Annotated in this window: 24 protein-coding genes; 10 read left to right on the top strand and 14 right to left on the bottom strand. The window is 60.4% G+C overall.

Translation table 11 applies throughout. The annotated features are described in order from the left end of the window. Positions 1-483 precede the first annotated feature (483 nt). Complete coding sequence (gene tyrS, locus ACIOVD_RS01730) at positions 484-1,683, bottom strand: tyrosine--tRNA ligase (protein WP_095170513.1); 1,200 nt, start codon at positions 1,681-1,683, stop codon at positions 484-486. A 209-nt stretch (positions 1,684-1,892) separates the two neighbouring features. On the opposite strand from tyrS, the gene ACIOVD_RS01725 reads away from it, so the two are divergent. Then, positions 1,893-3,311, top strand: a complete 1,419-nt coding sequence (locus ACIOVD_RS01725) for a peptidoglycan DD-metalloendopeptidase family protein (protein WP_401125706.1) — start codon at positions 1,893-1,895, stop codon at positions 3,309-3,311. 3 nt (positions 3,312-3,314) lie between these two features. Further along, positions 3,315-4,406 (top strand): anhydro-N-acetylmuramic acid kinase, encoded by a 1,092-nt coding sequence (locus ACIOVD_RS01720; protein ID WP_095170517.1) that lies wholly within the window; start codon positions 3,315-3,317, stop codon positions 4,404-4,406. Between the two features lie 73 nt (positions 4,407-4,479). Here the strand turns inward: ACIOVD_RS01720 and erpA are convergent, their stop codons facing one another. Further along, entirely contained in the window at positions 4,480-4,830 is a 351-nt protein-coding gene (gene erpA, locus ACIOVD_RS01715; protein WP_027617200.1) for an iron-sulfur cluster insertion protein ErpA, read from the bottom strand. A gap of 166 nt (positions 4,831-4,996) precedes the next feature. Further along, positions 4,997-6,031 carry an N-acetyl-gamma-glutamyl-phosphate reductase gene (argC, locus tag ACIOVD_RS01710; RefSeq protein WP_095170518.1) on the bottom strand — a complete coding sequence of 345 codons (1,035 nt, stop codon included), beginning with the start codon at positions 6,029-6,031 and terminating at the stop codon, positions 4,997-4,999. A 135-nt stretch (positions 6,032-6,166) separates the two neighbouring features. Between argC and hemJ the strand changes: the two genes are divergently transcribed. From hemJ to coq7, 6 genes are all read left to right on the top strand, one after another. Continuing rightward, entirely contained in the window at positions 6,167-6,598 is a 432-nt protein-coding gene (hemJ, locus tag ACIOVD_RS01705; protein WP_095170520.1) for a protoporphyrinogen oxidase HemJ, read from the top strand. 33 nt (positions 6,599-6,631) lie between these two features. Next, entirely contained in the window at positions 6,632-7,600 is a 969-nt protein-coding gene (locus tag ACIOVD_RS01700) for an NAD(P)H-dependent flavin oxidoreductase (protein WP_401125701.1), read from the top strand. Between the two features lie 81 nt (positions 7,601-7,681). Further along, a complete protein-coding gene (locus tag ACIOVD_RS01695) occupies positions 7,682-8,587 on the top strand; it encodes a DUF805 domain-containing protein (protein ID WP_095170524.1) in 906 nt (301 codons plus the stop codon). A 62-nt stretch (positions 8,588-8,649) separates the two neighbouring features. Further along, entirely contained in the window at positions 8,650-9,438 is a 789-nt protein-coding gene (locus ACIOVD_RS01690) for an SDR family oxidoreductase (RefSeq protein ID WP_159998201.1), read from the top strand. Positions 9,439-9,519: 81 nt separating this feature from the next. Continuing rightward, complete coding sequence (locus ACIOVD_RS01685) at positions 9,520-9,858, top strand: histidine triad nucleotide-binding protein (RefSeq protein ID WP_095170527.1); 339 nt, start codon at positions 9,520-9,522, stop codon at positions 9,856-9,858. A 107-nt stretch (positions 9,859-9,965) separates the two neighbouring features. Beyond that, complete coding sequence (coq7, locus tag ACIOVD_RS01680) at positions 9,966-10,613, top strand: 2-polyprenyl-3-methyl-6-methoxy-1,4-benzoquinone monooxygenase (RefSeq protein WP_095170529.1); 648 nt, start codon at positions 9,966-9,968, stop codon at positions 10,611-10,613. A gap of 109 nt (positions 10,614-10,722) precedes the next feature. On the opposite strand, the gene ACIOVD_RS01675 is transcribed toward coq7, so the two are convergent. Next, the gene (locus tag ACIOVD_RS01675) at positions 10,723-11,145 is read right to left on the bottom strand and encodes an OsmC family protein (RefSeq protein ID WP_005792019.1); all 423 of its coding nucleotides are present in this window, start codon (positions 11,143-11,145) and stop codon (positions 10,723-10,725) included. Positions 11,146-11,383: 238 nt separating this feature from the next. On the opposite strand from ACIOVD_RS01675, the gene crp reads away from it, so the two are divergent. Beyond that, positions 11,384-12,028 (top strand): cAMP-activated global transcriptional regulator CRP, encoded by a 645-nt coding sequence (crp, locus tag ACIOVD_RS01670; RefSeq protein WP_095170531.1) that lies wholly within the window; start codon positions 11,384-11,386, stop codon positions 12,026-12,028. On the opposite strand, the gene ACIOVD_RS01665 is transcribed toward crp, so the two are convergent. From ACIOVD_RS01665 to ACIOVD_RS01650, 4 genes are all read right to left on the bottom strand, one after another. Beyond that, positions 12,025-12,726, bottom strand: a complete 702-nt coding sequence (locus ACIOVD_RS01665; protein WP_095170533.1) for a lipoyl protein ligase domain-containing protein — start codon at positions 12,724-12,726, stop codon at positions 12,025-12,027. The genes crp and ACIOVD_RS01665 overlap by 4 nt on opposite strands. Before the next feature lie 66 nt (positions 12,727-12,792). Next, on the bottom strand, positions 12,793-13,629 hold the full coding sequence (gene trpC / locus ACIOVD_RS01660) for an indole-3-glycerol phosphate synthase TrpC (RefSeq protein WP_095170535.1): 837 nt from the start codon (positions 13,627-13,629) through the stop codon (positions 12,793-12,795). Continuing rightward, positions 13,626-14,675 carry an anthranilate phosphoribosyltransferase gene (gene trpD, locus ACIOVD_RS01655; protein WP_095170537.1) on the bottom strand — a complete coding sequence of 350 codons (1,050 nt, stop codon included), beginning with the start codon at positions 14,673-14,675 and terminating at the stop codon, positions 13,626-13,628. The genes trpC and trpD overlap by 4 nt, the downstream gene beginning before the upstream one ends. A 9-nt stretch (positions 14,676-14,684) precedes the next feature. Further along, the gene (locus tag ACIOVD_RS01650; RefSeq protein WP_095170539.1) at positions 14,685-15,278 is read right to left on the bottom strand and encodes an aminodeoxychorismate/anthranilate synthase component II; all 594 of its coding nucleotides are present in this window, start codon (positions 15,276-15,278) and stop codon (positions 14,685-14,687) included. Between the two features lie 401 nt (positions 15,279-15,679). Between ACIOVD_RS01650 and estP the strand changes: the two genes are divergently transcribed. Further along, a complete protein-coding gene (gene estP, locus ACIOVD_RS01645) occupies positions 15,680-17,590 on the top strand; it encodes an esterase EstP (RefSeq protein ID WP_095170541.1) in 1,911 nt (636 codons plus the stop codon). A gap of 65 nt (positions 17,591-17,655) precedes the next feature. On the opposite strand, the gene trpE is transcribed toward estP, so the two are convergent. The 6 genes from trpE to ACIOVD_RS01615 form a co-directional block, all read right to left on the bottom strand. After that, a complete protein-coding gene (gene trpE, locus ACIOVD_RS01640) occupies positions 17,656-19,137 on the bottom strand; it encodes an anthranilate synthase component I (RefSeq protein ID WP_095170542.1) in 1,482 nt (493 codons plus the stop codon). Between the two features lie 70 nt (positions 19,138-19,207). Then, entirely contained in the window at positions 19,208-20,026 is an 819-nt protein-coding gene (locus ACIOVD_RS01635; RefSeq protein WP_095170544.1) for a phosphoglycolate phosphatase, read from the bottom strand. After that, on the bottom strand, positions 20,023-20,697 hold the full coding sequence (rpe, locus tag ACIOVD_RS01630; protein ID WP_095170546.1) for a ribulose-phosphate 3-epimerase: 675 nt from the start codon (positions 20,695-20,697) through the stop codon (positions 20,023-20,025). The genes ACIOVD_RS01635 and rpe overlap by 4 nt, the downstream gene beginning before the upstream one ends. Positions 20,698-20,777: 80 nt before the next feature. Beyond that, the gene (locus ACIOVD_RS01625; RefSeq protein ID WP_095170548.1) at positions 20,778-21,926 is read right to left on the bottom strand and encodes an iron-containing alcohol dehydrogenase; all 1,149 of its coding nucleotides are present in this window, start codon (positions 21,924-21,926) and stop codon (positions 20,778-20,780) included. 146 nt (positions 21,927-22,072) lie between these two features. Further along, positions 22,073-22,897 (bottom strand): ABC transporter permease, encoded by an 825-nt coding sequence (locus ACIOVD_RS01620; protein ID WP_095170550.1) that lies wholly within the window; start codon positions 22,895-22,897, stop codon positions 22,073-22,075. A 13-nt stretch (positions 22,898-22,910) separates the two neighbouring features. Then, entirely contained in the window at positions 22,911-24,158 is a 1,248-nt protein-coding gene (locus ACIOVD_RS01615; RefSeq protein ID WP_095170552.1) for an ABC transporter permease, read from the bottom strand. Positions 24,159-24,282 lie beyond the last annotated feature (124 nt).

Raw genomic sequence — 24,282 nt, 5'->3', positions numbered from 1 at the left:
GGTTTTTAAGAAACCCTAAACTTGGCTCAGCAATCGTTGGTTACATCTTTGATTTCTCGCGGAGTAACTTGTGATGCTGATAATCTTTTTGACTATCAGTCTGACAGCACAAGCACCCACACGAATTGCTTGATTCAGTTGTTAAAGAGCGGTTGGTTAAGATCTTTCGTCTCAACCGAGGCGCGCATTCTACAGCAGCCTCATTTGCTGTCAAGCGGTATTTTCAGAAGTTTTTGAAGATTTCCTCAACAACTTCAACCACTTGCGCTTCCGATCACTCGGTAGCGGGAGGCGAATTCTACAGCGTTACACGCTGCTGTCAACACCTCTTTTTCAACTCCTTTCGTGCCTCGATGAACTGAAGCAACCTGCTGCCGAAAACTGCGTAACTCATTGTTTACCAAGGAGTTTTCCGTTTCGACTGCGCCGGAAGTGGGCGAATTATAGACCGTTACAATTCGCCGTCAAGCCCTTATTTCAGCATTACTCGGATTTAAGCGTAATACGCGCAAATGCTTTCTTGCCGGCCTGGCAAACATGGGTCGCGCCCAGTACGTATATAAAGGTGCGATCAACCACTTCACCATCAATGCGCACACCGCCCGAACCGAGCAGGTCACGAGCAACTGCCGAGTTCTTTACCAGCCCTGCCTTATTAAGGACGGCTGCGATCGGCATATCCTCAGTGGCTGTCAGTTCGATTTCCGGCAAGTCGTCTGGCAGCTCGCCTTCTTTCATGCGATTACCCGCAGCACGGTGAGCATTGGCCGCAGCCTCTTCGCCGTGGAAACGCGCAACGATCTCTTCCGCCAGCTTGATCTTGATATCCCGCGGATTGGCACCTGCCTCGACATCAGCGCGCAATGCATCGATCTCTGCCATGGAGCGGAAACTGAGCAGCTCGAAGTAACGCCACATCAACGCATCCGGAATCGAGACCAGCTTGCCGTACATGACGCCCGGCGCTTCCTGGATCCCGACGTAGTTGCCCAGGGACTTGGACATCTTCTTCACGCCATCCAGCCCCTCAAGCAACGGCATGGTCAGAATGCACTGGGCTTCCTGACCATAGCCGCGCTGCAGCTCACGCCCCATCAACAGGTTGAACTTCTGGTCGGTACCGCCCAGCTCGACGTCGGCGCGCAAAGCCACCGAGTCGTAACCCTGGACCAACGGATAGAGGAACTCGTGAATCGCGATAGGCTGGTTGGTCGAGTAGCGCTTGTCGAAGTCATCGCGCTCGAGCATCCGCGCCACGGTGTACTGCGAAGTCAGGCGAATGAAGTCCGCCGGCCCCATCTGATCCATCCAGGTGGAGTTGAACGCCACTTCGGTCTTGGCTGGATCAAGGATCTTGAACACCTGAGTCTTGTAGGTCTCGGCATTCTCGAGGACCTGCTCGCGGGTCAGGGGCGGACGGGTTGCGCTCTTGCCGCTCGGATCACCGATCATCCCGGTGAAGTCACCAATCAGGAAGATCACCTGGTGACCCAGATCCTGGAACTGGCGCAGCTTATTAATAAGCACCGTGTGGCCCAGGTGCAAATCCGGCGCAGTCGGGTCGAAGCCAGCCTTAATACGCAGCGGCTGGCCACGCTTGAGCTTCTCGATCAGCTCGGACTCGACCAACAGTTCTTCCGCACCACGTTTGATCAGCGCTAGCTGCTCTTCAACCGACTTCATAACCAACCTGCAAGGCTCAGATTCAAAGGGACCCAACCATACAAGATCGCGCACCAAATACAAGTTTTGCCCGGCGCACGGCCAGCAATCCACGAACAGAGCACTCGCGACTTGCTTAAGAGATGATTTGGTTATATTTTATACAGTTATTTCATCTTCATCATGTCATTCATCTTTTCCAATTCATCTTTTCCAAAGTCAAATTACCTATGACCACAGAACCGTCTAAAGCGCCGCCGCTTTATCCGAAGACCCACCTGCTCGCTGCGAGCGGCATTGCCGCCTTGCTCAGCCTGGCGCTCCTGGTGTTTCCATCCAGTGACGTCGAAGCCAAAAAGACCACTCTGAGCCTTGAGCTGGAAAGCCCCCTAGAACAACTGACACAAGATCAAGACGCTGCCGACGCCGCTCAAGCCACAATTGAACCCGTAGAACCGCCCTTCGCCCAGATCGAAAACAGCACCGAAGACACCCCGCAAACCGCTGAAGCGGCCCCTGCACCGGTGGTCGAAGAGAAAAAGGCACCAAGCCACCGCGAAGTAATTGTCGCCAAGGGCGACACGCTGTCCACGCTGTTCGAGAAGGTTGGACTGCCCTCCACTTCCGTCAACGAGATCCTGGCCAGCGACAAGCAAGCCAAGCTCTTCACCCAGCTCAAGCGCGGCCAGAAACTCGAGTTCGAACTGGGTCCAGACGGCCAGTTGACGACGCTGCACAGCAAGATCAGCGACCTCGATAGCATCAGCCTGACCAAGAATGCCAAAGGCTATGCGTTCAATCGCACTACGGCCAAGCCGACCGTACGTACCGCTTATGTCCACGGCGTGATCAACAGCTCGCTGTCCCAGTCGGCAGCGCGTGCCGGCCTGTCCCACAGCCTGACCATGGACATGGCCAGCGTGTTTGGCTACGACGTCGACTTTGCCCAGGACATTCGCCAGGGTGACGAGTTCGACGTGATCTACGAACAGAAAGTGGTCAACGGCAAGGCTGTCGGCAATGGCCCGATCTTGTCCGCCCGCTTCACCAACCGCGGCAAGACCTACACCGCCGTGCGCTACACCAACAAACAAGGCAACAGCAGCTACTACACCGCCGATGGCAACAGCATGCGCAAGGCGTTCATCCGTACACCGGTGGACTTCGCCCGTATTAGCTCGCGTTTCTCCATGGGCCGCAAGCATCCAATTCTGAACAAAATTCGCGCCCACAAAGGCGTCGACTACGCCGCACCGCGCGGTACGCCGATCAAGGCTGCCGGCGACGGCAAGGTCCTGCTGGCGGGCCGCCGCGGTGGCTACGGCAACACCGTGATCATTCAGCATGGCAATTCCTACCGCACCCTGTACGGCCACATGCAAGGCTTTGCCAAAGGCGTGAAGACCGGCGGCAGCGTCAAGCAGGGCCAGGTGATCGGCTACATCGGCACCACCGGCCTGTCGACCGGGCCGCACCTGCACTATGAGTTCCAGGTCAACGGCGTTCACGTCGACCCTCTGGGCCAGAAGCTGCCGATGGCCGACCCGATCGCCAAGGCCGAACGTGCGCGCTTCCTGCAGCAGAGCCAGCCACTGATGGCGCGCATGGAGCAAGAAAAATCCACCCTGCTCGCTTCGAGCAAACGCTAAGCCATGGCGCTCTATATCGGCCTGATGTCCGGGACCAGCCTGGATGGCCTGGACATTGCGCTGATCGAGTACGAGGGGGCGATCAAGCTGATCGCCACCCACTACATCCCCATGCCTGACTCCCTGCGCACCGAGCTGCTTGGCTTGTGCGCCAGCGGGCCGGACGAGATCGCCCGATCAGCGCTTGCCCAGCACAACTGGGTCACCCTGGCGGCCGAAGGCATCAACGCCCTGCTAGCCACGCAACAGCTCCAAGCCGCCGACATCCGTGCGATCGGCAGCCACGGCCAGACCATTCGCCACGAACCCGCACGCGGGTTCACCGTGCAAATCGGCAACCCGGCCCTGCTAACCGAGCTGACTGGAATCAGCGTCGTCAGCGATTTCCGCAGCCGTGATGTCGCAGCCGGCGGCCAAGGTGCACCGTTGGTACCGGCCTTCCATGAAGCCCTGTTCGGCCAGCATCACGGTAATCGTGCCGTGTTGAACGTGGGCGGCTTCAGCAATCTGAGCCTGATTGAGACAGGCAAGCCGGTCTCGGGATTCGACTGTGGCCCCGGCAACGTCCTGCTGGATGCCTGGATTCATCAGCAACGCGGGGAAACCTTTGACCGCGACGGCGCTTGGGCGGCCAGTGGCCGTGTCGAGCCGGCCTTGCTGAACGCCTTGCTCAGCGACCCCTTCTTCCTGACCAAGGGTCCGAAAAGCACCGGCCGGGAAGTGTTCAACCTGCCCTGGCTGACCCAGCACCTGGCCCGCCTGCCGGGATTCGCCGCCCAAGACGTACAGGCCACGCTGCTTGAGCTGACTGCCCTGACCATTGTTGAATCACTGCAAGCCGCGCAACTCGACACCCAGACCCTGCTGGTGTGCGGTGGCGGTGCCCACAACGCAACACTGATGGCCCGCCTTGCCAGCCTGCTACCCAACGCAGGTGTCGACAGCACCGCAGCGTACGGCGTCGATCCGGACTGGGTCGAAGCCATGGCTTTTGCCTGGCTGGCCCATTGCTGCCTCGAAGGCATCCCGGCCAATCGCCCGAGCGTCACTGGCGCCCGCGGCCTGCGAGTCCTTGGCGCCATCTACCCCGCCTGAACCCCAGACAGCAAAACGCCGCAAAAGCCTTGGGCCCTGCGGCGTTGAGTACAGCGGATACTACGTATAGCGATCAGATCGAGAACGAGGAGCCACAACCGCAGGTGGTTGTCGCATTCGGGTTCTTGATCACAAACCGTGAACCTTCCAGACCTTCCTGATAATCCACCTCGGCACCGGCCAGGTACTGGTAGCTCATCGGGTCGACCACCAGGCTGACGCCTTCGCGCTCGACGATGGTGTCGTCATCGGCCACTTCTTCATCGAAGGTAAAGCCGTATTGAAACCCCGAACAACCGCCGCCCGTAACAAATACGCGCAGCTTCAAGCGATCATTACCCTCTTCATCGACCAGGCTCTTCACCTTGTGCGCGGCACCGTGGGTGAATTGCAAAGCCGTGGGGGTGAAGGATTCGACGCTCATGCTGACTATCTCCCGGCGTTACGCCGCCATAATGCGTGATGACGGGCATTATCCGCTTCTCCCAGAAAATCGGTCAACTATTGTTATGGTATAGCAATCAACCTAGCCGTTTCCCAGACAGCAAAAAGGCCCGTTTGACGGGCCTTTTTGTTCGACGCTGCGACGCTTAAGGCAGCATGCCCGCGTGGGACAGCCCCAGGCGTTCGTCCAGGCCAAACAGGATGTTGAGGTTCTGTACCGCCTGGCCCGAGGCGCCTTTGACCAAGTTGTCGATCACCGACAACACCACCACCAGGTCGCCATCCTGCGGGCGGTGCACCGCGATCCGGCAAACATTGGCACCGCGTACGCTGCGAGTTTCCGGGTGGCTGCCAGCCGGCATGACATCGACGAACGGTTCGTTGGCATAGCGCTTCTCGAACAATGCCTGCAGGTCCACGGAGCGATCGACCACTGTAGCGTACAGCGTGGAGTGAATGCCGCGAATCATCGGGGTCAGGTGCGGCACGAAAGTCAGGCCAACGTCCTGGCCAGCGGCGCGGCGCAGGCCCTGGCGAATTTCTGGCAGGTGCCGGTGGCCTTTGACTGCGTAGGCCTTCATGCTTTCCGACGTTTCCGAGTACAGCGAACCAACAGCGGCGCCGCGACCCGCACCACTGACCCCGGACTTGCAGTCGGCGATCAGGCGCGAAGTGTCGGCCAGACCCGCTTCCAGCAATGGCAGGAAGCCCAGTTGAGTGGCCGTTGGGTAGCAACCCGGCACAGCGATCAGGCGAGCCTGCTTGATCTGCTCGCGATTAACTTCCGGCAGGCCATAAACCGCCTCCTCCAGCAGTTCCGGTGCACCGTGCGGCTGGTTGTACCACTTGGCCCACTCATCCGCGTCCTGCAGACGGAAGTCGGCAGACAGGTCAATGACCTTGGTCCCGGCCGCGAGCAGCTCGCCAGCCAAGGCGTGGGCTACGCCATGAGGGGTGGCGAAGAACACTACATCGCAGGCACCCAGGGTCTTGATGTCCGGAACGCTGAACGCCAGGCCATCGTAGTGGCCACGCAGGTTCGGGTACATGTCTGCCACGGCCAGACCGGCCTCGGATCGGGAAGTGATTACCACCACTTCTGCTTGCGGATGCTGCGCCAACAGACGCAGCAATTCGACACCGGTGTAACCCGTGCCGCCGACGATACCGACCTTGACCATAAACCTGCCCTCAACGAACCCACTGGAAAGCCGTCGATAATAGGGGCCGCGCGCCCCTGCGACAACCGTCAAGGTGACGTGCGGGCGCTCAAGCCTCTACTATTCGGGCTACCGTGAACCTGGGAATAACTAAAAATGCTTTATCTGTGGCTAAAAGCTTTTCATATCATCAGCGTCGTGTGCTGGTTTGCCGGCCTGTTTTACCTGCCGCGCCTGTTCGTCTACCACGCTCAAAGCGAAGACAGCATCAGCAAGGAGCGCTTCAGTCTCATGGAGCGCAAGCTGTACCGGGGCATCATGGGCCCGGCAATGATCGCCACGTTGATCTTTGGCGGCTGGCTGATCAGCCTCAACCCCAGCGCCTACTTCACCCAGGGCGGCTGGATGCACGCGAAGCTGACCCTGGTGGTGCTGCTGATTGGCTACCACCACATGTGCGGCGCCCAGGTGAAGCGTTTTGCCCGTGGCGAAAACACCCGCAGCCATGTCTTTTATCGCTGGTTCAACGAAGTGCCGGTTCTGATATTGCTGGCTATTGTAATTTTGGTCGTCGTACGGCCGTTCTAATCCTACTGAACGCTTTCCATCGGGGTACTTCCAATGTCGCTGCCCGCTTTGCTTGAACAACACCTGCGCCTGCCCGTAGTGGCGGCGCCGATGTTCCTGATCTCCAATCCACAGCTGGTGCTGGCGTGCTGCCGCAATGGCGTGGTCGGCAGCTTTCCGGCCCTGAACCAGCGCGAAAGCAGCGGCTTCAAGGCCTGGCTGGAGGAAATCGAAGCGGGTCTGGCGCTGCTGCAGAACCCCGCGCCCTATGCCGTGAACCTGATTGTGCACAACAGCAATCCACGGCTGCAGGCCGACCTCGCGATCTGCATCGAGCATAAAGTGCCGATCGTGATCACCAGCCTGGGTGCAGTGAAAGAAGTGGTGGATGCGGTGCACAGCTACGGCGGCCTGGTGTTCCACGACGTGACAACCCGTCGGCACGCCGAGAAAGCCGCCGAAGCCGGGGTCGATGGTTTGATCGCGGTTGCCGCCGGTGCCGGTGGTCACGCCGGCACGTGGAGCCCCTTCTCGCTGATTGCCGAGATCCGGCAGTTCTTCGACAAGACCCTGTTACTGGCCGGCTGCCTGAACCACGGCCATGAAATTCTCGCCGCGCAACTGCTCGGCGCGGACCTGGCCTACTTCGGCACACGGTTTATCGGTACCACTGAAAGCCATGCACCTGAGGCTTACAAAGAGATGCTGCTGACTTCCAGAGCAGCCGACATCGTTCATACGCCAGCGGTCTCGGGCGTACCGGCAAGTTTCATGCGCCAAAGCCTGCTCAACGCCGGTTTTGATCTCGACGCGCTGCAAGGCAAAGGCGAAATCAACTTCGGCGCCAAGCTCAAGCCCATCAGCGATGAAGCCAAAGCGTGGAAAACCGTGTGGTCAGCCGGTCAGGGCGTCGGTGAAATCGACGACCTGCCCAGCGTTGACGAACTGGTCGCGCGGCTGGATACCGAGTACCGCAAAGCGCAGGAACTGGCAGCTCAACTGCCCAAACGCTGGCCACGTTAAGCCACCTACCTTGGGTCAGCCGGGTACGGCTGGCCCCGGTAACGCGCACACCCCGATCAATCGCGACAAGGAAGTACTGGCATGAGCGAAAACCGTTTCAAGATTGTCTTCGACGGCGCCCTGCTGCCAGGGGTCGAGATCACCACGGCGAAACTCAATCTCGCCGAACTGTTCAAATGTGACGTCAGCGCCATCGAGCGGCTATTTCGTGGCGAACCCGTCGCCCTCAAGCACAACCTTTCCCAGGCCGATGCGCAGACCTATCTCACAGCCCTGGCAAAGACCGGCGTTGATGCGCGGATCGAGGCCGAGCCTTCGATCGAGCTCAACCTGAGCGAAGTCAAACCCATCACGGCCCCACTGCCGGAGGCCAACACCTCTCCCTACGCTCCGCCCCACGCGCCAGTGGGTGAGGTCAACACCACGTTTTCCGAACTCAAGGTCTTCAGTGTCCAGGGCCGTATCGGTCGCTTGCGGTATCTGGCCTGGTCGCTGGCTGCGCTGCTGATCATGGGCGGGGCCGCCGGCACATTGGGATTGGGCCTGTTGGCGGGCGATAACATGGTATTGGCGGCAATTGTTTGTGTCGTCGGCCTGCTTGCCTACTTCTATGTGAATATCACCATCAGCGTGCAGCGCCTGCATGACCTGGGATGGTCTGGCTGGCTGTGGTTCCTGAACCTGGTGCCCATTGTCGGCGGCCTCTTCCCCATCGCACTGGCGGTCATCCCGGGCAACCCCGGCGCCAACCGCTACGGCGCACCGCAACCGCCCAACAGCACGGCGGTGAAAGTATTGGCCGGGCTTTGGCTGGTGGTGATTGCCGTGGTGTTTGTCGGCGCATTGGCGGGTGGCCTCAGCGCCGTCACTGAAGAATACGAAAGCACCATGAGCAGCAGCTATGAGATCGACGAGTCGGCTGAAAACGTTGAGGCAGACGATGCGGCGCAACCTGCCCAGCCCCCTGTAGACTATGGACAAGAATAAACGCGCTGGCGACCTGTGAGCTCTCTGTCCACAGGCCTCGAGCCGTTGCGATGGAGAACTGCATGACCCGTTACGCTCTGATCACTGGTGCTTCCAGCGGCATCGGCCTGGCTATGGCCGAAGCCCTGGCGCGCCGCGGCCGCAGCCTGATTCTGGTGGCTCGCCAACGTGATCAGCTGGAAAGCATCGCCATCGAATTGACCCAGCGCTTTGGCGTCGAGGTGCTGTTTCGCGCCTGCGACCTGGGTGAACCACTGCGCTTGTCCGGCTTTCTGCTGGAGCTCGAAGAAGGCGAACGGCAGATCGACCTGCTGGTCAATTGCGCCGGCATCGGCACCTGCGGGCCATTCCTGGCCCAGGACTGGATGACTGAGCAAGACCTGATTGAAGTCAACATCCTCGCCCTCACACGCCTGTGCCATGCCATTGGCAACAGCATGGCCCTGCAGGGTGGCGGACAGATTCTCAACGTGGCGTCCGTGGCGGCCTTCAATCCAGGCCCGTGGATGAGCACCTACTACGCCAGCAAGGCCTACGTGCTGCACTTTTCCGAAGGCCTGCGGGTGGAGCTGAAAAAATGTGCGGTCAAGGTTTCGGTGCTGTGCCCCGGCCCAACCCGGACCGCCTTCTTTCGCACCGCACAGCTGGACGACAGCAAACTGAACGCCAGCAAGCTGCTGATGAGCCCCGAGGAAGTGGCGTTGTACACCGTGCGGGCACTGGATAAGAACCGTGCAATCATCATCCCTGGACGGCGCAATCGCTGGTTCGCCTTCCTGCCGCGCCTGGGCTCGCGCTGGTTGACCCGGACCATCGTCGGCATGGTCAACAAGGCCTATTGCCCGCGCTGAGCACCCACGCAATAAAAGGTCGGGCGCCGGAGTGGCCCCTTCAGTACACTCAGTGCGGCCCATCAACATGGAGAAACAGCTGTGGATACTCTGTTCACCAAGATCATCAACAGAGAAATACCTGCCAAGATTATTTACGAGGATGACCAGGTCCTGGCCTTCCACGACATCGCCCCGCAGGCCCCCGTGCACTTCCTGGTCATCCCGAAGAAGCCGGTGCGCACCCTCAACGACCTCACCGAGGACGACAAGGCGCTGGCCGGGCATATTCTGTTCACCGCCCAACGCCTGGCGCTGGAACTGGGATGCGAAGAAGGCTTTCGCGTGGTGATGAACTGCAATGAACTGGGTGGACAGACCGTCTACCACATTCATATGCACGTCCTGGGTCAACGCCAGATGCACTGGCCACCGGGCTGATCCCAGCCTGTTGCTCCGGGTTGTGTCGCCGATCGTCATGACCCAGGGCAAACCTTCCCCCGCCGATTGCGGTAAACTGGCCGCCGAGATTCTTCCCGGAGGTCAGCATGACTACCCAACGTCACTACTCGCCCATTGACCGTCTTCTGTTGCAAGCCGATACCGCGATGCGCACCTTGCTGCCCTTCAGTGGCCAGCCTTATCGCCCGTCGCCAGCCATCCTGCAGCCAGAGAGCAAAATGAGCGACGAGGACACCCGGCACGTCGCCGGCCTGATGCGCATCAACCATACCGGTGAAGTCTGTGCCCAGGCGCTGTATCAAGGCCAGGCCCTGACCGCCAAGCTGCCGCAGGTGCGGGCGGCGATGGAGCATGCGGCCGAGGAAGAGATCGATCACCTGGTCTGGTGCGAGCAACGCATCCGCCAACTGGGCAGCCATACCAGCATCCTCAACCCATTGTTCTACGGCATGTCGTTCGGCATCGGTGCAGTGGCCGGGCTGATCAGCGACAAAGTCAGCCTGGGCTTCGTGGCAGCGACCGAAGATCAGGTCTGCAAGCACCTGAACGAACACCTGGAGCAACTGCCGGCCGAGGACGAAAAGTCGCGAGCCATTCTTGAGCAGATGCGCATCGACGAAGAACAGCACGCCGAAAGTGCGCTGGATGCCGGTGGTTTTCGCTTCCCGGCGCCGGTGAAGTTCGGCATGAGCCTGTTGGCCAAGGTGATGACCAAAAGCACCTACCGCATTTGACGCACCTCGACACCGAGACGAAAAAAGGGCGCTGATATCAGCGCCCTTTTTTGTGCTCGCAGCCACCGCATCAAAAAGGACTGGCCCTCTTCGCGATAACGAACCCGACTCAACCCAGCTCGATGATTTCGTAGTCGTGGGTAATGGCCACGCCTGCGGCCCCCAGCATGATCGATGCCGAGCAGTACTTCTCTGCCGACAACTCGATGGCGCGCTTGACCTGGGCTTCCTTGAGCGCTCGGCCCTTGACTACAAAATGCATGTGAATCTTGGTGAACACCTTGGGATCTTCAGTCGCACGCTCGGCTTCAAGGAAGGCTTCGCAGCTTTCCACCGCCTGGCGCGACTTCTTGAGGATGCTAACTACGTCGAAATTGCTGCAACCGCCCACACCGAGCAGGAGCATTTCCATCGGCCGAACCCCCAGGTTGCGACCACCGGCCTCGGGCGGACCGTCCATGACCACGACGTGACCACTGCCGGATTCACCGAGGAACATGGCTTCGCCAGCCCATTGGATGCGTGCCTTCATCGCCAAGTCTCCACTGTAAAAAAAGGGTCGCCAGCTTAGCACAGGGCTTGGGATAGACAGCGTGCCACTGCAGTGCAAGCCGGCGGCCGCGCGCATTGATAATTTCTCTAATGACACCAGAATGTGTCTGTTAAGCTGGCGCCAATTCACTGGCGCAACACCCGTCCTAGAGCACACGCTCTGCAGCGCCTCATAAAAACAACCACGTCACACCGTGCAGTCTTTTCGGGATTCAACCATGGTTGCTATTGCCCCAACCCCCAAGATCAAGAACCTCGACAAGCTACTGATGCATTGCCAGCGCCGTCGCTACCAGGCCAAGAGCAATATCATTTGTGCAGGTGACCGTTCCGACACACTGTTTTTCATTATCAAGGGTTCAGTCACCATCCTGATCGAGGATGACGACGGCCGGGAAATGATCATCGCCTACCTCAACAACGGGGACTTTTTTGGCGAGCTGGGTTTGTTTGAACAAGCAGGCCAGGAGCAGGAACGCAGTGCCTGGGTACGCGCCAAGGTCGAGTGCGAAGTGGCCGAGATCAGCTACAGCAAATTCCGCGAACTGTCCCAGCACGACCCGGACATCCTCTACGTGCTCAGCGGGCAGATTGCCCAGCGCCTGCGTAACACCACACGCAAGGTCGGCGACCTGGCGTTCTTCGACGTCACCGGTCGGGTTGCGCGCTGCTTACTGGAGCTGTGCAAACAACCCGACGCCATGACCCACCCCGACGGCATGCAGATCAAAGTCACCCGTCAGGAAATCGGCCGGATCGTCGGCTGCTCGCGGGAAATGGTCGGGCGCGTGCTCAAGGACCTGGAAGAGCGCAACCTGGTGAACGTCAAGGGCAAGACTATGGTGGTGTTCGGCACCCGCTAAGGCGCCAGCACCTGGGCCAGCATCTGCCGATACAGCGTGTCCAGGCGCTCAATCGCCTGGGGCGCGGCGAATCGTTCGTGCAGGGCGATATGGCTTGCCGCACGCACCCGCTGCTCAAGGCCGCACACCTGGTTAAAACGGTTGACCGCCTGCACCATCGATTCGCGTTCATCGTCCAGCAACAATGCGCCATGCACCAGCCCTACCGGCCGCTGCCCACCTTTGCTCTGGCGCCAGCGTTGCGCGGTGCCAACCATCTTGCGACCGTCGAGATTGACGTTGAAGCGTCCATCACAGAACGCGCCCTCCACTTCCCCCAAAGACGCCTCGCCCCCCAGCTCTGTCAGCAACATGCAAATCGGATCGCACAGGCGCCGATAGGCGGTTTCGATACGTCCGTGATCACCTTCGCTGCGTGGCGGCGCGTAGACCAGCGCAATGTTGATGGTGGCCGCCGACTGCGGCACCGGCTCGCCCCCGGTTTCGCGCAGTAACACCGGCCAGCCATTCTCCGCCGACGCTACACAGGCAGCGTCGAACCCCGGCAAACGACTCAAGCGCCGGGGCATGACCAGCGCACGATCGCTCGGTTGCCAGAACAACAGAGCGAAATCCTGGTCACCAGCACACACCGTCGCCAGCAAATCCTGCTCAGCTTGCAGGCCCGCTTCGACGGTCAAGGCAATGGGTTGGGTCATGGCAGGCAAATCCTTGGCTGTGGATACAAAAAAGCCGGCATCGCCGGCTTCTTGATTAAATCAGGTTCAGTCGAGTGTAGAACCGCTGACCGGTACACCGCGCTCCGGGAAGAACAGGCGTTGCAGCTCCGCCCCCGGGCTCTCGGCGCGCATGAAGGCTTCGCCCACCAGGAACGAATAGACCTCACTGATTTCCATCAGCTCGACATCCGCACGGTTGAGAATGCCACTTTCAGTGATCACTAGGCGATCGCGAGGGATGCGCGGCAATAGATCGAGGGTGGTTTCCAGATTCACTTCAAACGTATGCAGGTTGCGGTTGTTAACCCCGACCAGCGGTGTGTCGAGGGTTTTTAATGCCCGCTCCAACTCGTCACCGTCGTGAACTTCCACCAGTACGTCGAGGCCAACGCCTTTGGCAACGGCAGCCAGCTCAGCCATCTTGACGTCGTCCAGCGCGGAGACGATCAGCAACACACAATCGGCGCCCAGTGCACGGGCCTCAACGATCTGGTACGGATCGATCATGAAGTCCTTGCGAATCACCGGCAGGTTGCAGGCCGCACGAGCCTGCTGCAGATAGCTGTCCGCACCCTGGAAGAAGTCGACATCGGTCAGCACCGAAAGACAGGTTGCCCCGCCCTTCTCGTAGCTGACTGCGATTTCGGCGGGGACGAAGTGCTCGCGGATTACCCCTTTGCTTGGCGACGCTTTCTTGATTTCGGCGATGACCGCCGGTTGCTTGAGCTTGGCCTGGGTGATCAACGCCTGGGCGAAGCCACGAGGGGCGTTCGCCACTTTTGCCATGGCTTCCAGTTCGGCCAGTGTCACGCGAGCGCTACGCTCGGCCACCTCCTCAACTTTGCGGGCGAGAATCTTCTCGAGCACCGTCGGTACACTCATGCCTCATTCTCCACTTTGAATACTGCAGTAAATGCACCCAACTCTTCGAGCTTTTCTCGCGCAAGGCCGGTGTGCAGCGCGTCATGAGCCAGGGCAACCCCCTCTTTCAGACTGCTCGCATGATCAGCGGCGTACAGCGCAGCACCAGCGTTGAGCACAATCATTTCGGCCGCTTTCTGGCCGTTCTCGGTTTTACGGCGACCCAGTGCATCGCGAATCAGTTCCAGCGAAGCGGCCGGGCTGTCCACAGCCAGACCGTGCAAGCTCTGGCTCTTCATGCCCAGGTCTTCAGGTTCGACCCAATACTCAGTGACCTGGTCATTCTTCAATTCGGCGACAAACGTCGGCGCCGCCAGACTGAACTCATCCAGGCCATCCTTGGAATGCACCACCAGCACGTGTTTGCTGCCCAGACGTTGCAATACTTCGGCCAAAGGCCGGCACAAAGCCTGACTGAACACCCCCACCACCTGATGCTTCACACCGGCCGGATTCGTAAGCGGGCCAAGCATGTTGAACAGTGTGCGCAAGCCCAGGTCACGCCGTGGACCTGCCGCGTATTTCATCGCACGATGGTGGGATTGGGCAAACATAAAACCAATACCAACGTTGTCGATGCAGCGCGCCACCTGCACCGGTGTCAGGTTCAGGTAGATCCCGGCCGCTTCCAGCAAGTCGGCACTGCCGCTCTTGCCCGAGACGGCGCGGTTACCGTGCTTGGCCACGGTGCAGCCGGCAGCCGCCACCACAAAAGAAGAGGCGGTCGAGACGTTGAAGATATTCGCACCGTCGCCGCCAGTGCCCACCACATCCACCACGCCATCGAGGGTTTTCAGCTCGACCCGGTCAGCCAGCTCGCGCATCACCGAGACGGCGCCGACGATTTCGTCGATGCTCTCGCTCTTCATGCGCATGGCCATCATGAACGCACCAATCTGCGAATCCGTGCATTGCCCGGTCATGATTTCGCGCATCACATCGCTCATTTCCTCAGTGCTCAGGTCGAGGTGGCCGACGATACGGCTCAGGGCAGTCTTGATATCCATGGAAAGTCCTTAGCGCGTGCCGCCGGTTTGTTTGAGGAAGTTGGCGAACAGTTCGTGGCCCTGCTCGGTGAGGATCGACTCAGGGTGAAATTGCACACCCTCGATGTTCAGCGTCTTGTGGCGCAGGCCCATGATCTCATCGACCGAACCGTCTTCGAGCTGGGTCCAGGCGGTCAGTTCCAGGCAATCGGGCAGGGTTTCGCGCTGCACAATCAGGGAATGATAACGAGTGACGGTCAGCGGGTGGTTCAGACCTGCAAACACGCCCTTGTCCTCGTGGAATACCGGACTAGTCTTACCGTGCATGACTTGACGGGCACGTACCACATCGCCACCAAACGCCTGGCCGATCGACTGGTGCCCCAGGCAGACGCCGAGGATCGGCAGCTTGCCGGCGAAATACTTGATGGCTTCGATCGACACACCGGCTTCGGTCGGCGTGCATGGGCCGGGGGACACGACAATGCGCTCGGGGTTGAGTGCTTCGATCTGGGCGATGGTCAGCTCATCGTTGCGCACTACCTTGACCTCTGAGCCCAGCTCGCCGAGGTACTGCACAACGTTGTAGGTAAAGGAGTCGTAGTTATCAATCATCAGCAACATGGGTTCAAACCTCTTGAATTCACTGACTTTTAAAACAGCCTTCGAATGATTGACCCGCACAGTGGCGTCGCTCGGTCAGATGCTGGAAGTGGAGCCAGCAAAAGCGGCAGTTCATACGGGTATAGAAGGCAAACGGGTACAGGTCCGGCCGAGCCGGCAGAGAAAGTTCAGGCGCGCCAACGCCAACGGGCGTGTGCCTTGACGACTTGATCCAAGAGTTTGCTGACGATCAACACGGGGAAGGTCTCATTCATACATTCCAGCACAGTAACTTAGCTGGGCAGAGGGTGCAATATGGCGTAACGCTAGCGGGGGGATCCGGCCTTTAGCCATAGCTAAAGCGCAAAAGTTTTTGGTACTGTCGTTTTGTTCAACACAACAATAAATAAACGGACTTGATCATGATCAGACAGACGCTGTTTGTACCGCTGGCAGGAGGCCTTCTCGCGATGGCTTGCGCCCAAGCGATCGCTGCACCGACGCCCTACTCGAACTTCGTGGTCTTTGGCGACAGCCTCAACGATGCCGGCCAGTTCGCTGACCCGGACGGCCCGGCAGGCGCCACGCAGCGCTACACCAACCGGGTGGGGCCAACCTACCGGGACGGCAGCGGGGAAGTCCGTTCTGCCAACTCGACACAATTGCTGGGGGGCAAACTGGGGTTCTCGGATGATCAGACCGCCGCCTCGACCTCGGCGGTCCGCGCCGAGCAGGGCCTGGTCGATGGCAGCAACTGGGCGGTTGGCGGTTATCGCACCGACCAGATTCTCGACTCCATCACCACCACCTCAGCCACCGGCGAGCGCTCACGCCCAGGCTATCTGCCGAGTAATGGCTTGCGCGCCGATCCCAACGCCCTCTATTACCTCTCCGGGGGCGGCAACGATTTTCTCCAGGGCCGGATTCTCAACCCTGCCCAGGCCGACGCGGCAGCCGGCCGGTTGGTCGATAGCGTGCAAACCCTGCAGCAGGCAGGTGCCAAATACATCATGGTCTGGCTGCTCCCGGATATCGGCCTGACGCCGGCAATCAACGGCAGCCCACTACAAGGTTTCGTTTCCCAACTCAGCACACAGTTCAACACCGAGTTGGTGCGACAACTACAGACCGTTGACGCCGAAATCATCCCGCTGAACATTCCAGTATTGCTCAACGAAGCCTTCGCCAACCCGGCGCAATTCGGCCTGGCCACCGACCAGAACCTCACCGCCACCTGCTTCAGCGGCAATGGCTGCACGGAAAACGCCCGGTACGGCATCAACAGTGCGACCCCCGACCCAAGCAAGCTGATCTACAACGACTCGGTCCACCCCACCGAAGCCGGCCAGCGCCTGATCGCCGACTACGCCTACTCCTTGCTGGCCGCGCCCTGGGAAGCCTCACTGTTGCCAGAAATGGCCCACGGCACCCTGCGTGCGCACCAGGATGAACTGCGCAACCAATGGCAAGCCGACTGGGAAAATTGGCAGGGCGTCGGCCAATGGCGAGCCATTGTCGCTGGCGGTGGCCAGCACCTGGACTTCGACGGCCAGAACAGTGCCGCCAGCGCAGATGGCACTGGCTACAACTTGAACATCGGTGGCAGCTACCGCCTCAACGATGCCTGGCGTGTCGGCGTCGCAGCCGGGTTCTATCGTCAAAGCCTGGAAGCCGGGCACAACGACTCGGACTACAAACTCAATACCTACATGGGCACCGCCTTTGCGCAGTACCAGGAAAATCGTTGGTGGGCGGACGGTGCGCTGACAGCCGGGCACCTGGACTACGACAGCCTCAAGCGCAAGTTCGACCTGGGCGTCAACGAACGCGGCGAAAAAGGCGATACCAGCGGCACCGTGCTGGCAGCCAGCGGCCGGATCGGCTACGACATCGCGCAACAGGCGAGCAGCCCGTGGCACCTGTCACCGTTCCTCAGCGCGGACTTCGCCAAGGTCAAAGTCGACGGTTACTCCGAGGACGACAACACCGCCACTGCGCTGACCTACGACGACCAGACCCGCAACTCGCGCCGCTTGGGTATCGGTTTGCAGGGCAAGTACCTGTTCACCCCGCAGACCCAGGTGTATGGCGAATACGCCCACGAGCGCGAGTATGAAGACGATACCCAAGACGTGACCATGAACCTCAACACCCTGCCCGGCAACCAGTACACCCTGGCCGGCTACACCCCGCAATCCCACACCAACCGCCTGAACCTGGGCGTCAGCCACAAGCTGACGGCCGACCTGGCGTTGCGGGCCGGCTACAACATCCGCAAGGACGATGACTTCACCCAGCAAGGGTTGAATGTCGGCGTGGTACTGGACTTCTAAAACCCGCAGCCAAAAAAAAGCTGCCTCCTCACGGGGGCAGCGTTTTTTTGTGCCGCGCTACACCCTCAATCCCGGGGTGTCTGCTCGGCCAGTGCCACGGCACGGAACATCGCGCGGCGCTTGTTCAGGGTTTCTTCCCATTCCAGCGCCGGCACCGAGTCGGCAACGATGCCGCCGCCGGCCTGTACGTGCAATTCGCCGTTCTTGATCACTGCCGTGCGGATCGCAATCGCCGTGTCCATATTGCCATTCCAGGCGAAGTAACCCACCGCCCCACCGTACACACCGCGCTTGACCGGCTCCAGTTCGTCGATGATTTCCATCGCGCGAATCTTCGGCGCGCCCGACAAGGTGCCCGCTGGCAGAATCGCCCGCAGCGCATCCATTGCAGTCAGGCCGGCTTTCAACTGGCCCGTGACGTTGGAAACGATGTGCATCACGTTGGAATAACGCTCGATGACCATTTTCTCGGTCAGCTTCACCGAACCGATCTCCGAAACCCGTCCGGTGTCGTTGCGGCCCAGGTCAATCAGCATCAGGTGCTCGGCGATTTCCTTGTCATCCGACAGCAGGTCCTCTTCCAGCGCCAGGTCGGCTTCTTCGTTCGCGCCACGAGGACGCGTACCGGCAATCGGGCGTACGGTGATCAGGTTGTCTTCAACCCGCACCAGGACTTCTGGCGAACTGCCAACCACATGGAAGTCGCCGAAGTTGAAGAAGTACATGTACGGCGTCGGGTTGAAGCAACGCAGGGCGCGGTACAAATCAATGGGCGCCGCCTTGAAGTCGATGGACATCCGTTGCGACGGCACCACCTGCATGCAGTCACCGGCCAGGATGTACTCCTTGATGGTGTCGACGGCGCGCTCGTAATCGGCTTGGGTGAAACTGGAACGGAATACCGGGTCCGCCGCCTGCTGCTGGCTGAAATCCAGGCCACGGCGCGGGGTAATCGGCTGGCGCAGTTGCTCCAGCAATTGCTCGAGGCGCGCCTGCCCTTGTTCAAAGGCGTTTTCCTGCGCCGGATCGGCCAGCACGATGGCGTGCATCTTGCCTGCCAGGTTGTCGAACACCACCACCGCATCGGAGACCATCAGCAGAATGTCCGGCACGCCCAGCGGATCAGGGTTCGGGCACTTGCCCAGACGCTTTTCCACGTAACGCACGCAGTCATAGCCGAAGTACCCCACCAGGCCGCCGTTGAAGCGCGGCAGGCCAGCAATGGTCGGTACGTTGTAGCGCGCCTTGAAGGTCTCGACGAAGGCCAGCGGGTCTTCGACATCGTGGCTTTCGACCTCGACCCCGTCGACGGTCACACTTACATGCAGGTCATGCACCCGCAGTACCGTGCGGCACGGTAGGCCAATGATCGAATAGCGCCCCCACTTCTCCCCGCCCTGCACCGACTCCAACAGGTAGGAGTTGGGTTGATCGGCCAGTTTCAGGTAGATCGACAGCGGCGTGTCGAAGTCGGCAAGGGTTTCGCAGGCAAGCGGAATGCGGTTGTAGCCGGCAGCGGCCAAACGCAGGAATTCTTCGCGGATCATGAGGTGCCTCGTGGCATGAGGGTCTAACGGTCAGGTGTGCAAACGCGCCGGCTAGCCGGCCAGGATCACGTCAGGCGCGCCAACGCCAGCGGGCCAGGGCCTTGATGACTTTCATCCAGAGTTTGCGGGTAACCACCACGATGGCATTTCCAGGAGGGGATTGGACAGCGTCGGGCAACGTTATCCCAGCGGCAGAATCCAGGCAACCGGGAATTAGCTTGCGCAGATCGTCGATCACCAGCGCCGGCGACTCTTCGGCAATCGGCCGGCCATGGTTATAGCCGTAGCTCAGGGCCACACACTTGACGCCCGCCGCCTTGGCCGCCAGGACGTCACTGCGCGAGTCGCCAACGAACAACGACTGCGACGCCGGTACGTTGGCCATTTTCATCACGAAAAACAGCGCCGCCGGGTCAGGTTTTTTCTGCGGCAGGGTATCGCCGCCGATGATCCACTTGAAGTAGCGGCCGATTTTCATCTGATCCAGCAAGGGCGCGACGAAGCGCTCCGGCTTGTTGGTGATCAGCGCCATCTCGACACCCTGCTTGTGCAACCACTTGAGGGTGTCGCGCACGCCAGGGTAAACCACCGTCAATTCATGGCCGTCTGCATAGGCGTCCATGAAAATCTCCAGCGCATGTTCGGCCTCGACGTCGTCGACCCGACTGTGATCGATATCACCGGCCAGGGCCCGACGGACCAGCACCGGCGCCCCGTTGCCGACCCACTCGCGCACGGCGCCCAGGCCGGCCGGTGCGCGCCCCAGCTTGAGCAGCATGTGATCCACGGCCACTGCCAGGTCCGGTACCGAATCGATCAGGGTGCCATCCAGATCGAACATCACCAGCCGCGGCAATTGCCCTGGGAACAACTGCTCAAAACCACTCATGGACGAGCCAGCGCCAGTTCGGCACGCATCTTCTCGATCACTTCCTGGTAGTTCGGCGCGTTGAAGATCGCGGAGCCGGCCACGAAGGTGTCAGCGCCAGCCGCGGCGATTTCGCGGATGTTGTTGACGTTCACCCCGCCGTCGATTTCCAGGCGGATATCACGGCCCGAGGCGTCGATCAGCGCGCGCGCTTCACGCAGTTTGTCGAGGGTTGCCGGAATGAACTTCTGGCCACCAAAACCCGGGTTGACGCTCATCAGCAAGATCATGTCGACCTTGTCCATCACGTACTTGAGTACGTCCAGCGGAGTCGCCGGGTTGAACACCAGGCCGGCCTTGCAACCGCCTTCGCGGATCATCTGCAAGGAGCGATCGACGTGAATCGTGGCGTCCGGGTGGAAAGTGATGTAGGTGGCGCCGGCCTCGATGAAGTCACCGATGATGCGGTCGACCGGAGACACCATCAGGTGTGCGTCGATCGGCGCGGTAACGCCGTACTTGCGCAGTGCCGAGCAGACCATCGGGCCGATGGTCAGGTTGGGCACGTAGTGATTGTCCATGACATCGAAGTGGACGATGTCGGCACCCGCGGCCAGAACGTTGTCCACTTCTTCACCCAGGCGGGCGAAGTCGGCGGAGAGAATCGACGGAGCAATAGCGAAGGGCTGCATGACGCACCTTTTTTGAGCAGGATCACGATGGCGCGCATTGTATACCTCATGCTTTGACGCGCGCACCGTGGCTGTAACGATCAGTAAGCCGCTCGATAGATCTTCTCGATATCAAGGGCCGTCAACTGGCGCGGATTATTGCGCATCAAACGCTCGATTCCCGCGGCCTCCAGCGCCATGGCCGGGATCGCCTCCTGGGGCACGCCGAAACTGCGCAAGCCCTGGGGAATTTCCACTGCGGCACACAGTCGCGCCATCGCCGCGACCGCCTGGTCCGCCGCTTCATCGGCACTCAAGTGCGTGATATTGAGGCCAAAGGCCTGGGCAATGTCCTGCATGCGCTCCACGCACGCCATCTTGTTCCAGGCCATCACATGGGGCAGCAACAGCGCGTTGCTCACGCCATGGGCAATATTGAAGCGCCCGCCCAGCGGATAGGCCAGGGCATGCACCGCGCCGACCCCGGCGTTGCCGAACGCCATGCCGGCCATCAGGCTGGCAGTGGCCATGTCCTCACGGGCCTGCAGGTTCGCGGGATTGGCATAGGCCTTGGGCAGCGCCTTGGCGATCAGCTTGATGGCACCGATGGCCAGGGCGTCGGTAATCGGCGAAGCATTCACCGAGAGGTAGGACTCGACCGCATGCACCAGGGCATCCACCCCGCTGGCGGCGGTGACGCTGCGCGGACAGGTCAGGGTCATTTGCGGGCTGACCAGCGCCACGTCAGGCAACAGGTAGTCGCTGACGATGCCTTTCTTCAGTTGGGCCTGCTTGTCGGAGAGGATCGCCACGTTGGTGACTTCCGAGCCCGTGCCAGCGGTGGTCGGGATCGCGATCAGCGGCGGGCCCTTGCGCGGCACTTGGTCGACGCCGAACAAATCCTCGAGCGCGCCGTGATAACCGGCATAGGCCGCGACGCTTTTGGCGATATCGATGGCACTGCCGCCGCCCAGGCCGATCAGGCCGTCATGCCCGCCCTCGCGGTAGACACGCATGCAGTCCTCGACGATGGCGATTTCCGGGTCGGGCAACACCCGGTCGAAAATCTCGTAGGTGCGTCCACCCAGTTGCGCCAGCGCCAGCTCCACGGTGCCGGACTTGACCAGCGCCGCATCGGTGACAATCAGCGGGTGGTCGACATCTAGGCGGGTCAACTCAGCGGCCAGTTGCTCGATGGCACCGGTGCCGGTGAGCAGCTTATGAGCGATTTTGAAAGAACAAAGACTCATGTGCGCAGCCTCTTATAGATAGGGGAGCTGGGCACAATAGTAGCTGTCGATTGGGTTTTGTCTGTTATTCAGCCCGTGAATGGCTTCAAGCCCACTGAACACCCCAGTGGGAGCGAGTCTGCTCCCACTGGGGTTGATGTCAGGTTTCAGACCTGTGCAGTACGCAATTTCTCACTGCGCCCACGCAACCACTCCAGGGTCAGCAGCAGGATCACCGAGAAGGCAATCAGCAGCGTTGCGGCGGCGGCGATGGTCGGGCTGAGGTTTTCGCGGATACCGCTGAACATCTGCCGCGGCAAGGTCGCTTGCTCGGGGCCGGCGAGGAACAGGGTCACCACTACTTCATCGAACGAGGTGGCAAACGCAAACAGCGCACCGGAAATCACCCCGGGGGCGATCAACGGCAAAGTCACCCGGCGGAACGCCGTCAGGGGCGAGGCGCCGAGGCTGGCCGCGGCGCGCACCAGGTTGTGGTTGAAGCCTTGCAGGGTCGCCGACACCGTGATGATCACGAACGGCACGCCCAGCACCGCGTGCACCACAATCAGCGAGAAGAAGCTGTTACCCAGTCCCAACGGGGCGAAGAACAGGTAACTGGCCACCCCGATGATCACCACGGGCACCACCATCGGCGAAATCACCAGGGCCATCACCAGCGCCTTGCCCGGAAAATCGCCGCGGGTCAGGCCAATGGCCGCCAGCGTCCCGAAGATCATCGCCAGTACGGTCGCGGCCGGGGCCACGATGATGCTGTTCTTCAGGGCGCGCATCCACTCGGCCGAGGCAAAGAAATCCTGGTACCAGTGCAGCGAAAATCCTTGCAGCGGGTAGACCAGGAAGCTGCCGGAGTTGAACGACAGCGGGATGATCACCAGCACCGGCAAGATCAGGAACAACAGAATCAAGCCGCAGAGAATCCGCAAGCTGTAGAACCACACCCGTTCAACGGGGGACATATAAGGACTCAGCATTTCGATTCTCCCCTTAGCTCAGGCGCAGGCGGCTGGCGCCCACCAGCCAGCTGTAAATCAGATAAAGCACGATGGTCGCCAACAGCAGCAGCCCGCCGAGCGCCGTCGCCATGCCCCAGTTGATGCTGGTGTTGGTGTAGAAGGCGACGAAGTAGCTGACCATCTGATCGTTCGGGCTACCCAGCAGTGCCGGGGTGATGTAGTAACCAATCGCCAGGATGAACACCAACAGGCACCCGGCGCCGACACCGGCATAGGTCTGCGGGAAGTACACCCGCCAGAAGCTGGCGAACGGATGGCAGCCCAGGGAAATCGCCGCCCGCATGTAGGTCGGCGAGATGCCTTTCATCACGCTGTAGATCGGCAGGATCATGAACGGCAGCAGAATGTGCACCATCGAGATGTACACCCCGGTGCGGTTGAACACCAACTCCAGGGGTTTATCGATAATGCCCATGGCCATCATTGCGCTGTTGATCAACCCGCCCGACTGCAGCAACACGATCCACGCGGCCACCCGCACCAGGATCGAGGTCCAGAACGGTAGCAACACCAGGATCATCAGCAGGTTGCTTTGCCGGGCCGGCAAGTTGGCCAGCAGGTAGGCCAGGGGATAGGCCAGCGCCAGACAGATGGCCGTGATCACCAGGCCCATCCAGAAGGTGCGGGCAAAGATGTCGAGGTAGATCGCCTGGTCGGGCGTGGCCGGGGCGACTTCGCCGAGGTCGTCGATGCGGTGATCAACCGCCGCCAACAGGTAGTACGGCGTCAGGCTGCTGGTATTGCGGCGCACGGCCTGCCAATAGGCCGGGTCGCCCCAACGCTCGTCCAGCGCTTCGAGCGCGTCTTTATAAGACGCCGGCTCGCTCTTGAACGGCAGCGCGCGGGCGGTCTTGGTCAGCAGGCTGCGGTAGCCGGCCAACTCCATGTTCAGGCGCTTGGACAGGTCGCCCAAGGTTTGATTCTTGCGAGCTTCGGCCAGGTCTTCACTGGCGGCCTTGTACACCGGGTCCGCTGGCAGGCCTCGGCCATCCCAGGCAGCGATCGCTGCTACGGTGCGCGGCATGCCGCCGACCACTTCCGGGTTACCGACGCTTTTATAGAGCAGCGCCACAATCGGCACCAGAAACACCAGCAACAGAAACAGCACCAACGGCGCAATCAGGGCTTGGGCCTTCCAGCGGTTGACCCGCTCGGCACGCGCCAGGCGCTGCTTCAAGGTGCGATGGGTGCCCTCGTTCAGGGGAACGGCGATGGCCATGGCGAACTCCGAAAATCTTTGATCGTTACAGAGGCAGACAAACAACCTGTTGGAGGGAGCTTGCTCGCTCCAACAGGGATTACGCTGTCAAACCTCTAACTGACTGGCAGTGGGCAAGCCCTCT

It is taken from the genome of Pseudomonas sp. NPDC087626, from assembly GCF_044743405.1.
In the GTDB taxonomy this organism is placed as follows: Bacteria; Pseudomonadota; Gammaproteobacteria; order Pseudomonadales; family Pseudomonadaceae; genus Aquipseudomonas.
This window is presented reverse-complemented; position numbering and strand designations above follow the sequence as displayed.

Excerpts from the sequence above, each read along its gene's own strand:
- ACIOVD_RS01690 (WP_159998201.1), top strand. The coding sequence starts at position 8,650 with ATGACCCGTTACGCTCTGATCACTGGTGCTTCCAGCGGCATCGGCCTG.
- ACIOVD_RS01720 (WP_095170517.1), top strand. The coding sequence starts at position 3,315 with ATGGCGCTCTATATCGGCCTGATGTCCGGGACCAGCCTGGATGGCCTG.
- ACIOVD_RS01725 (WP_401125706.1), top strand. The coding sequence starts at position 1,893 with ATGACCACAGAACCGTCTAAAGCGCCGCCGCTTTATCCGAAGACCCAC.
- estP (WP_095170541.1), top strand. The coding sequence starts at position 15,680 with ATGATCAGACAGACGCTGTTTGTACCGCTGGCAGGAGGCCTTCTCGCG.
- ACIOVD_RS01700 (WP_401125701.1), top strand. The coding sequence starts at position 6,632 with ATGTCGCTGCCCGCTTTGCTTGAACAACACCTGCGCCTGCCCGTAGTG.
- trpD (WP_095170537.1), bottom strand. The coding sequence starts at position 14,675 with ATGGATATCAAGACTGCCCTGAGCCGTATCGTCGGCCACCTCGACCTG.
- argC (WP_095170518.1), bottom strand. The coding sequence starts at position 6,031 with ATGGTCAAGGTCGGTATCGTCGGCGGCACGGGTTACACCGGTGTCGAA.
- ACIOVD_RS01665 (WP_095170533.1), bottom strand. The coding sequence starts at position 12,726 with ATGACCCAACCCATTGCCTTGACCGTCGAAGCGGGCCTGCAAGCTGAG.
- crp (WP_095170531.1), top strand. The coding sequence starts at position 11,384 with ATGGTTGCTATTGCCCCAACCCCCAAGATCAAGAACCTCGACAAGCTA.
- ACIOVD_RS01635 (WP_095170544.1), bottom strand. The coding sequence starts at position 20,026 with ATGAGTGGTTTTGAGCAGTTGTTCCCAGGGCAATTGCCGCGGCTGGTG.
- ACIOVD_RS01650 (WP_095170539.1), bottom strand. The coding sequence starts at position 15,278 with ATGTTGCTGATGATTGATAACTACGACTCCTTTACCTACAACGTTGTG.
- coq7 (WP_095170529.1), top strand. The coding sequence starts at position 9,966 with ATGACTACCCAACGTCACTACTCGCCCATTGACCGTCTTCTGTTGCAA.
- ACIOVD_RS01695 (WP_095170524.1), top strand. The coding sequence starts at position 7,682 with ATGAGCGAAAACCGTTTCAAGATTGTCTTCGACGGCGCCCTGCTGCCA.
- ACIOVD_RS01675 (WP_005792019.1), bottom strand. The coding sequence starts at position 11,145 with ATGAAGGCACGCATCCAATGGGCTGGCGAAGCCATGTTCCTCGGTGAA.
- erpA (WP_027617200.1), bottom strand. The coding sequence starts at position 4,830 with ATGAGCGTCGAATCCTTCACCCCCACGGCTTTGCAATTCACCCACGGT.
- hemJ (WP_095170520.1), top strand. The coding sequence starts at position 6,167 with ATGCTTTATCTGTGGCTAAAAGCTTTTCATATCATCAGCGTCGTGTGC.
- ACIOVD_RS01615 (WP_095170552.1), bottom strand. The coding sequence starts at position 24,158 with ATGGCCATCGCCGTTCCCCTGAACGAGGGCACCCATCGCACCTTGAAG.
- ACIOVD_RS01620 (WP_095170550.1), bottom strand. The coding sequence starts at position 22,897 with ATGCTGAGTCCTTATATGTCCCCCGTTGAACGGGTGTGGTTCTACAGC.
- trpE (WP_095170542.1), bottom strand. The coding sequence starts at position 19,137 with ATGATCCGCGAAGAATTCCTGCGTTTGGCCGCTGCCGGCTACAACCGC.
- tyrS (WP_095170513.1), bottom strand. The coding sequence starts at position 1,683 with ATGAAGTCGGTTGAAGAGCAGCTAGCGCTGATCAAACGTGGTGCGGAA.
- rpe (WP_095170546.1), bottom strand. The coding sequence starts at position 20,697 with ATGCAGCCCTTCGCTATTGCTCCGTCGATTCTCTCCGCCGACTTCGCC.
- trpC (WP_095170535.1), bottom strand. The coding sequence starts at position 13,629 with ATGAGTGTACCGACGGTGCTCGAGAAGATTCTCGCCCGCAAAGTTGAG.
- ACIOVD_RS01625 (WP_095170548.1), bottom strand. The coding sequence starts at position 21,926 with ATGAGTCTTTGTTCTTTCAAAATCGCTCATAAGCTGCTCACCGGCACC.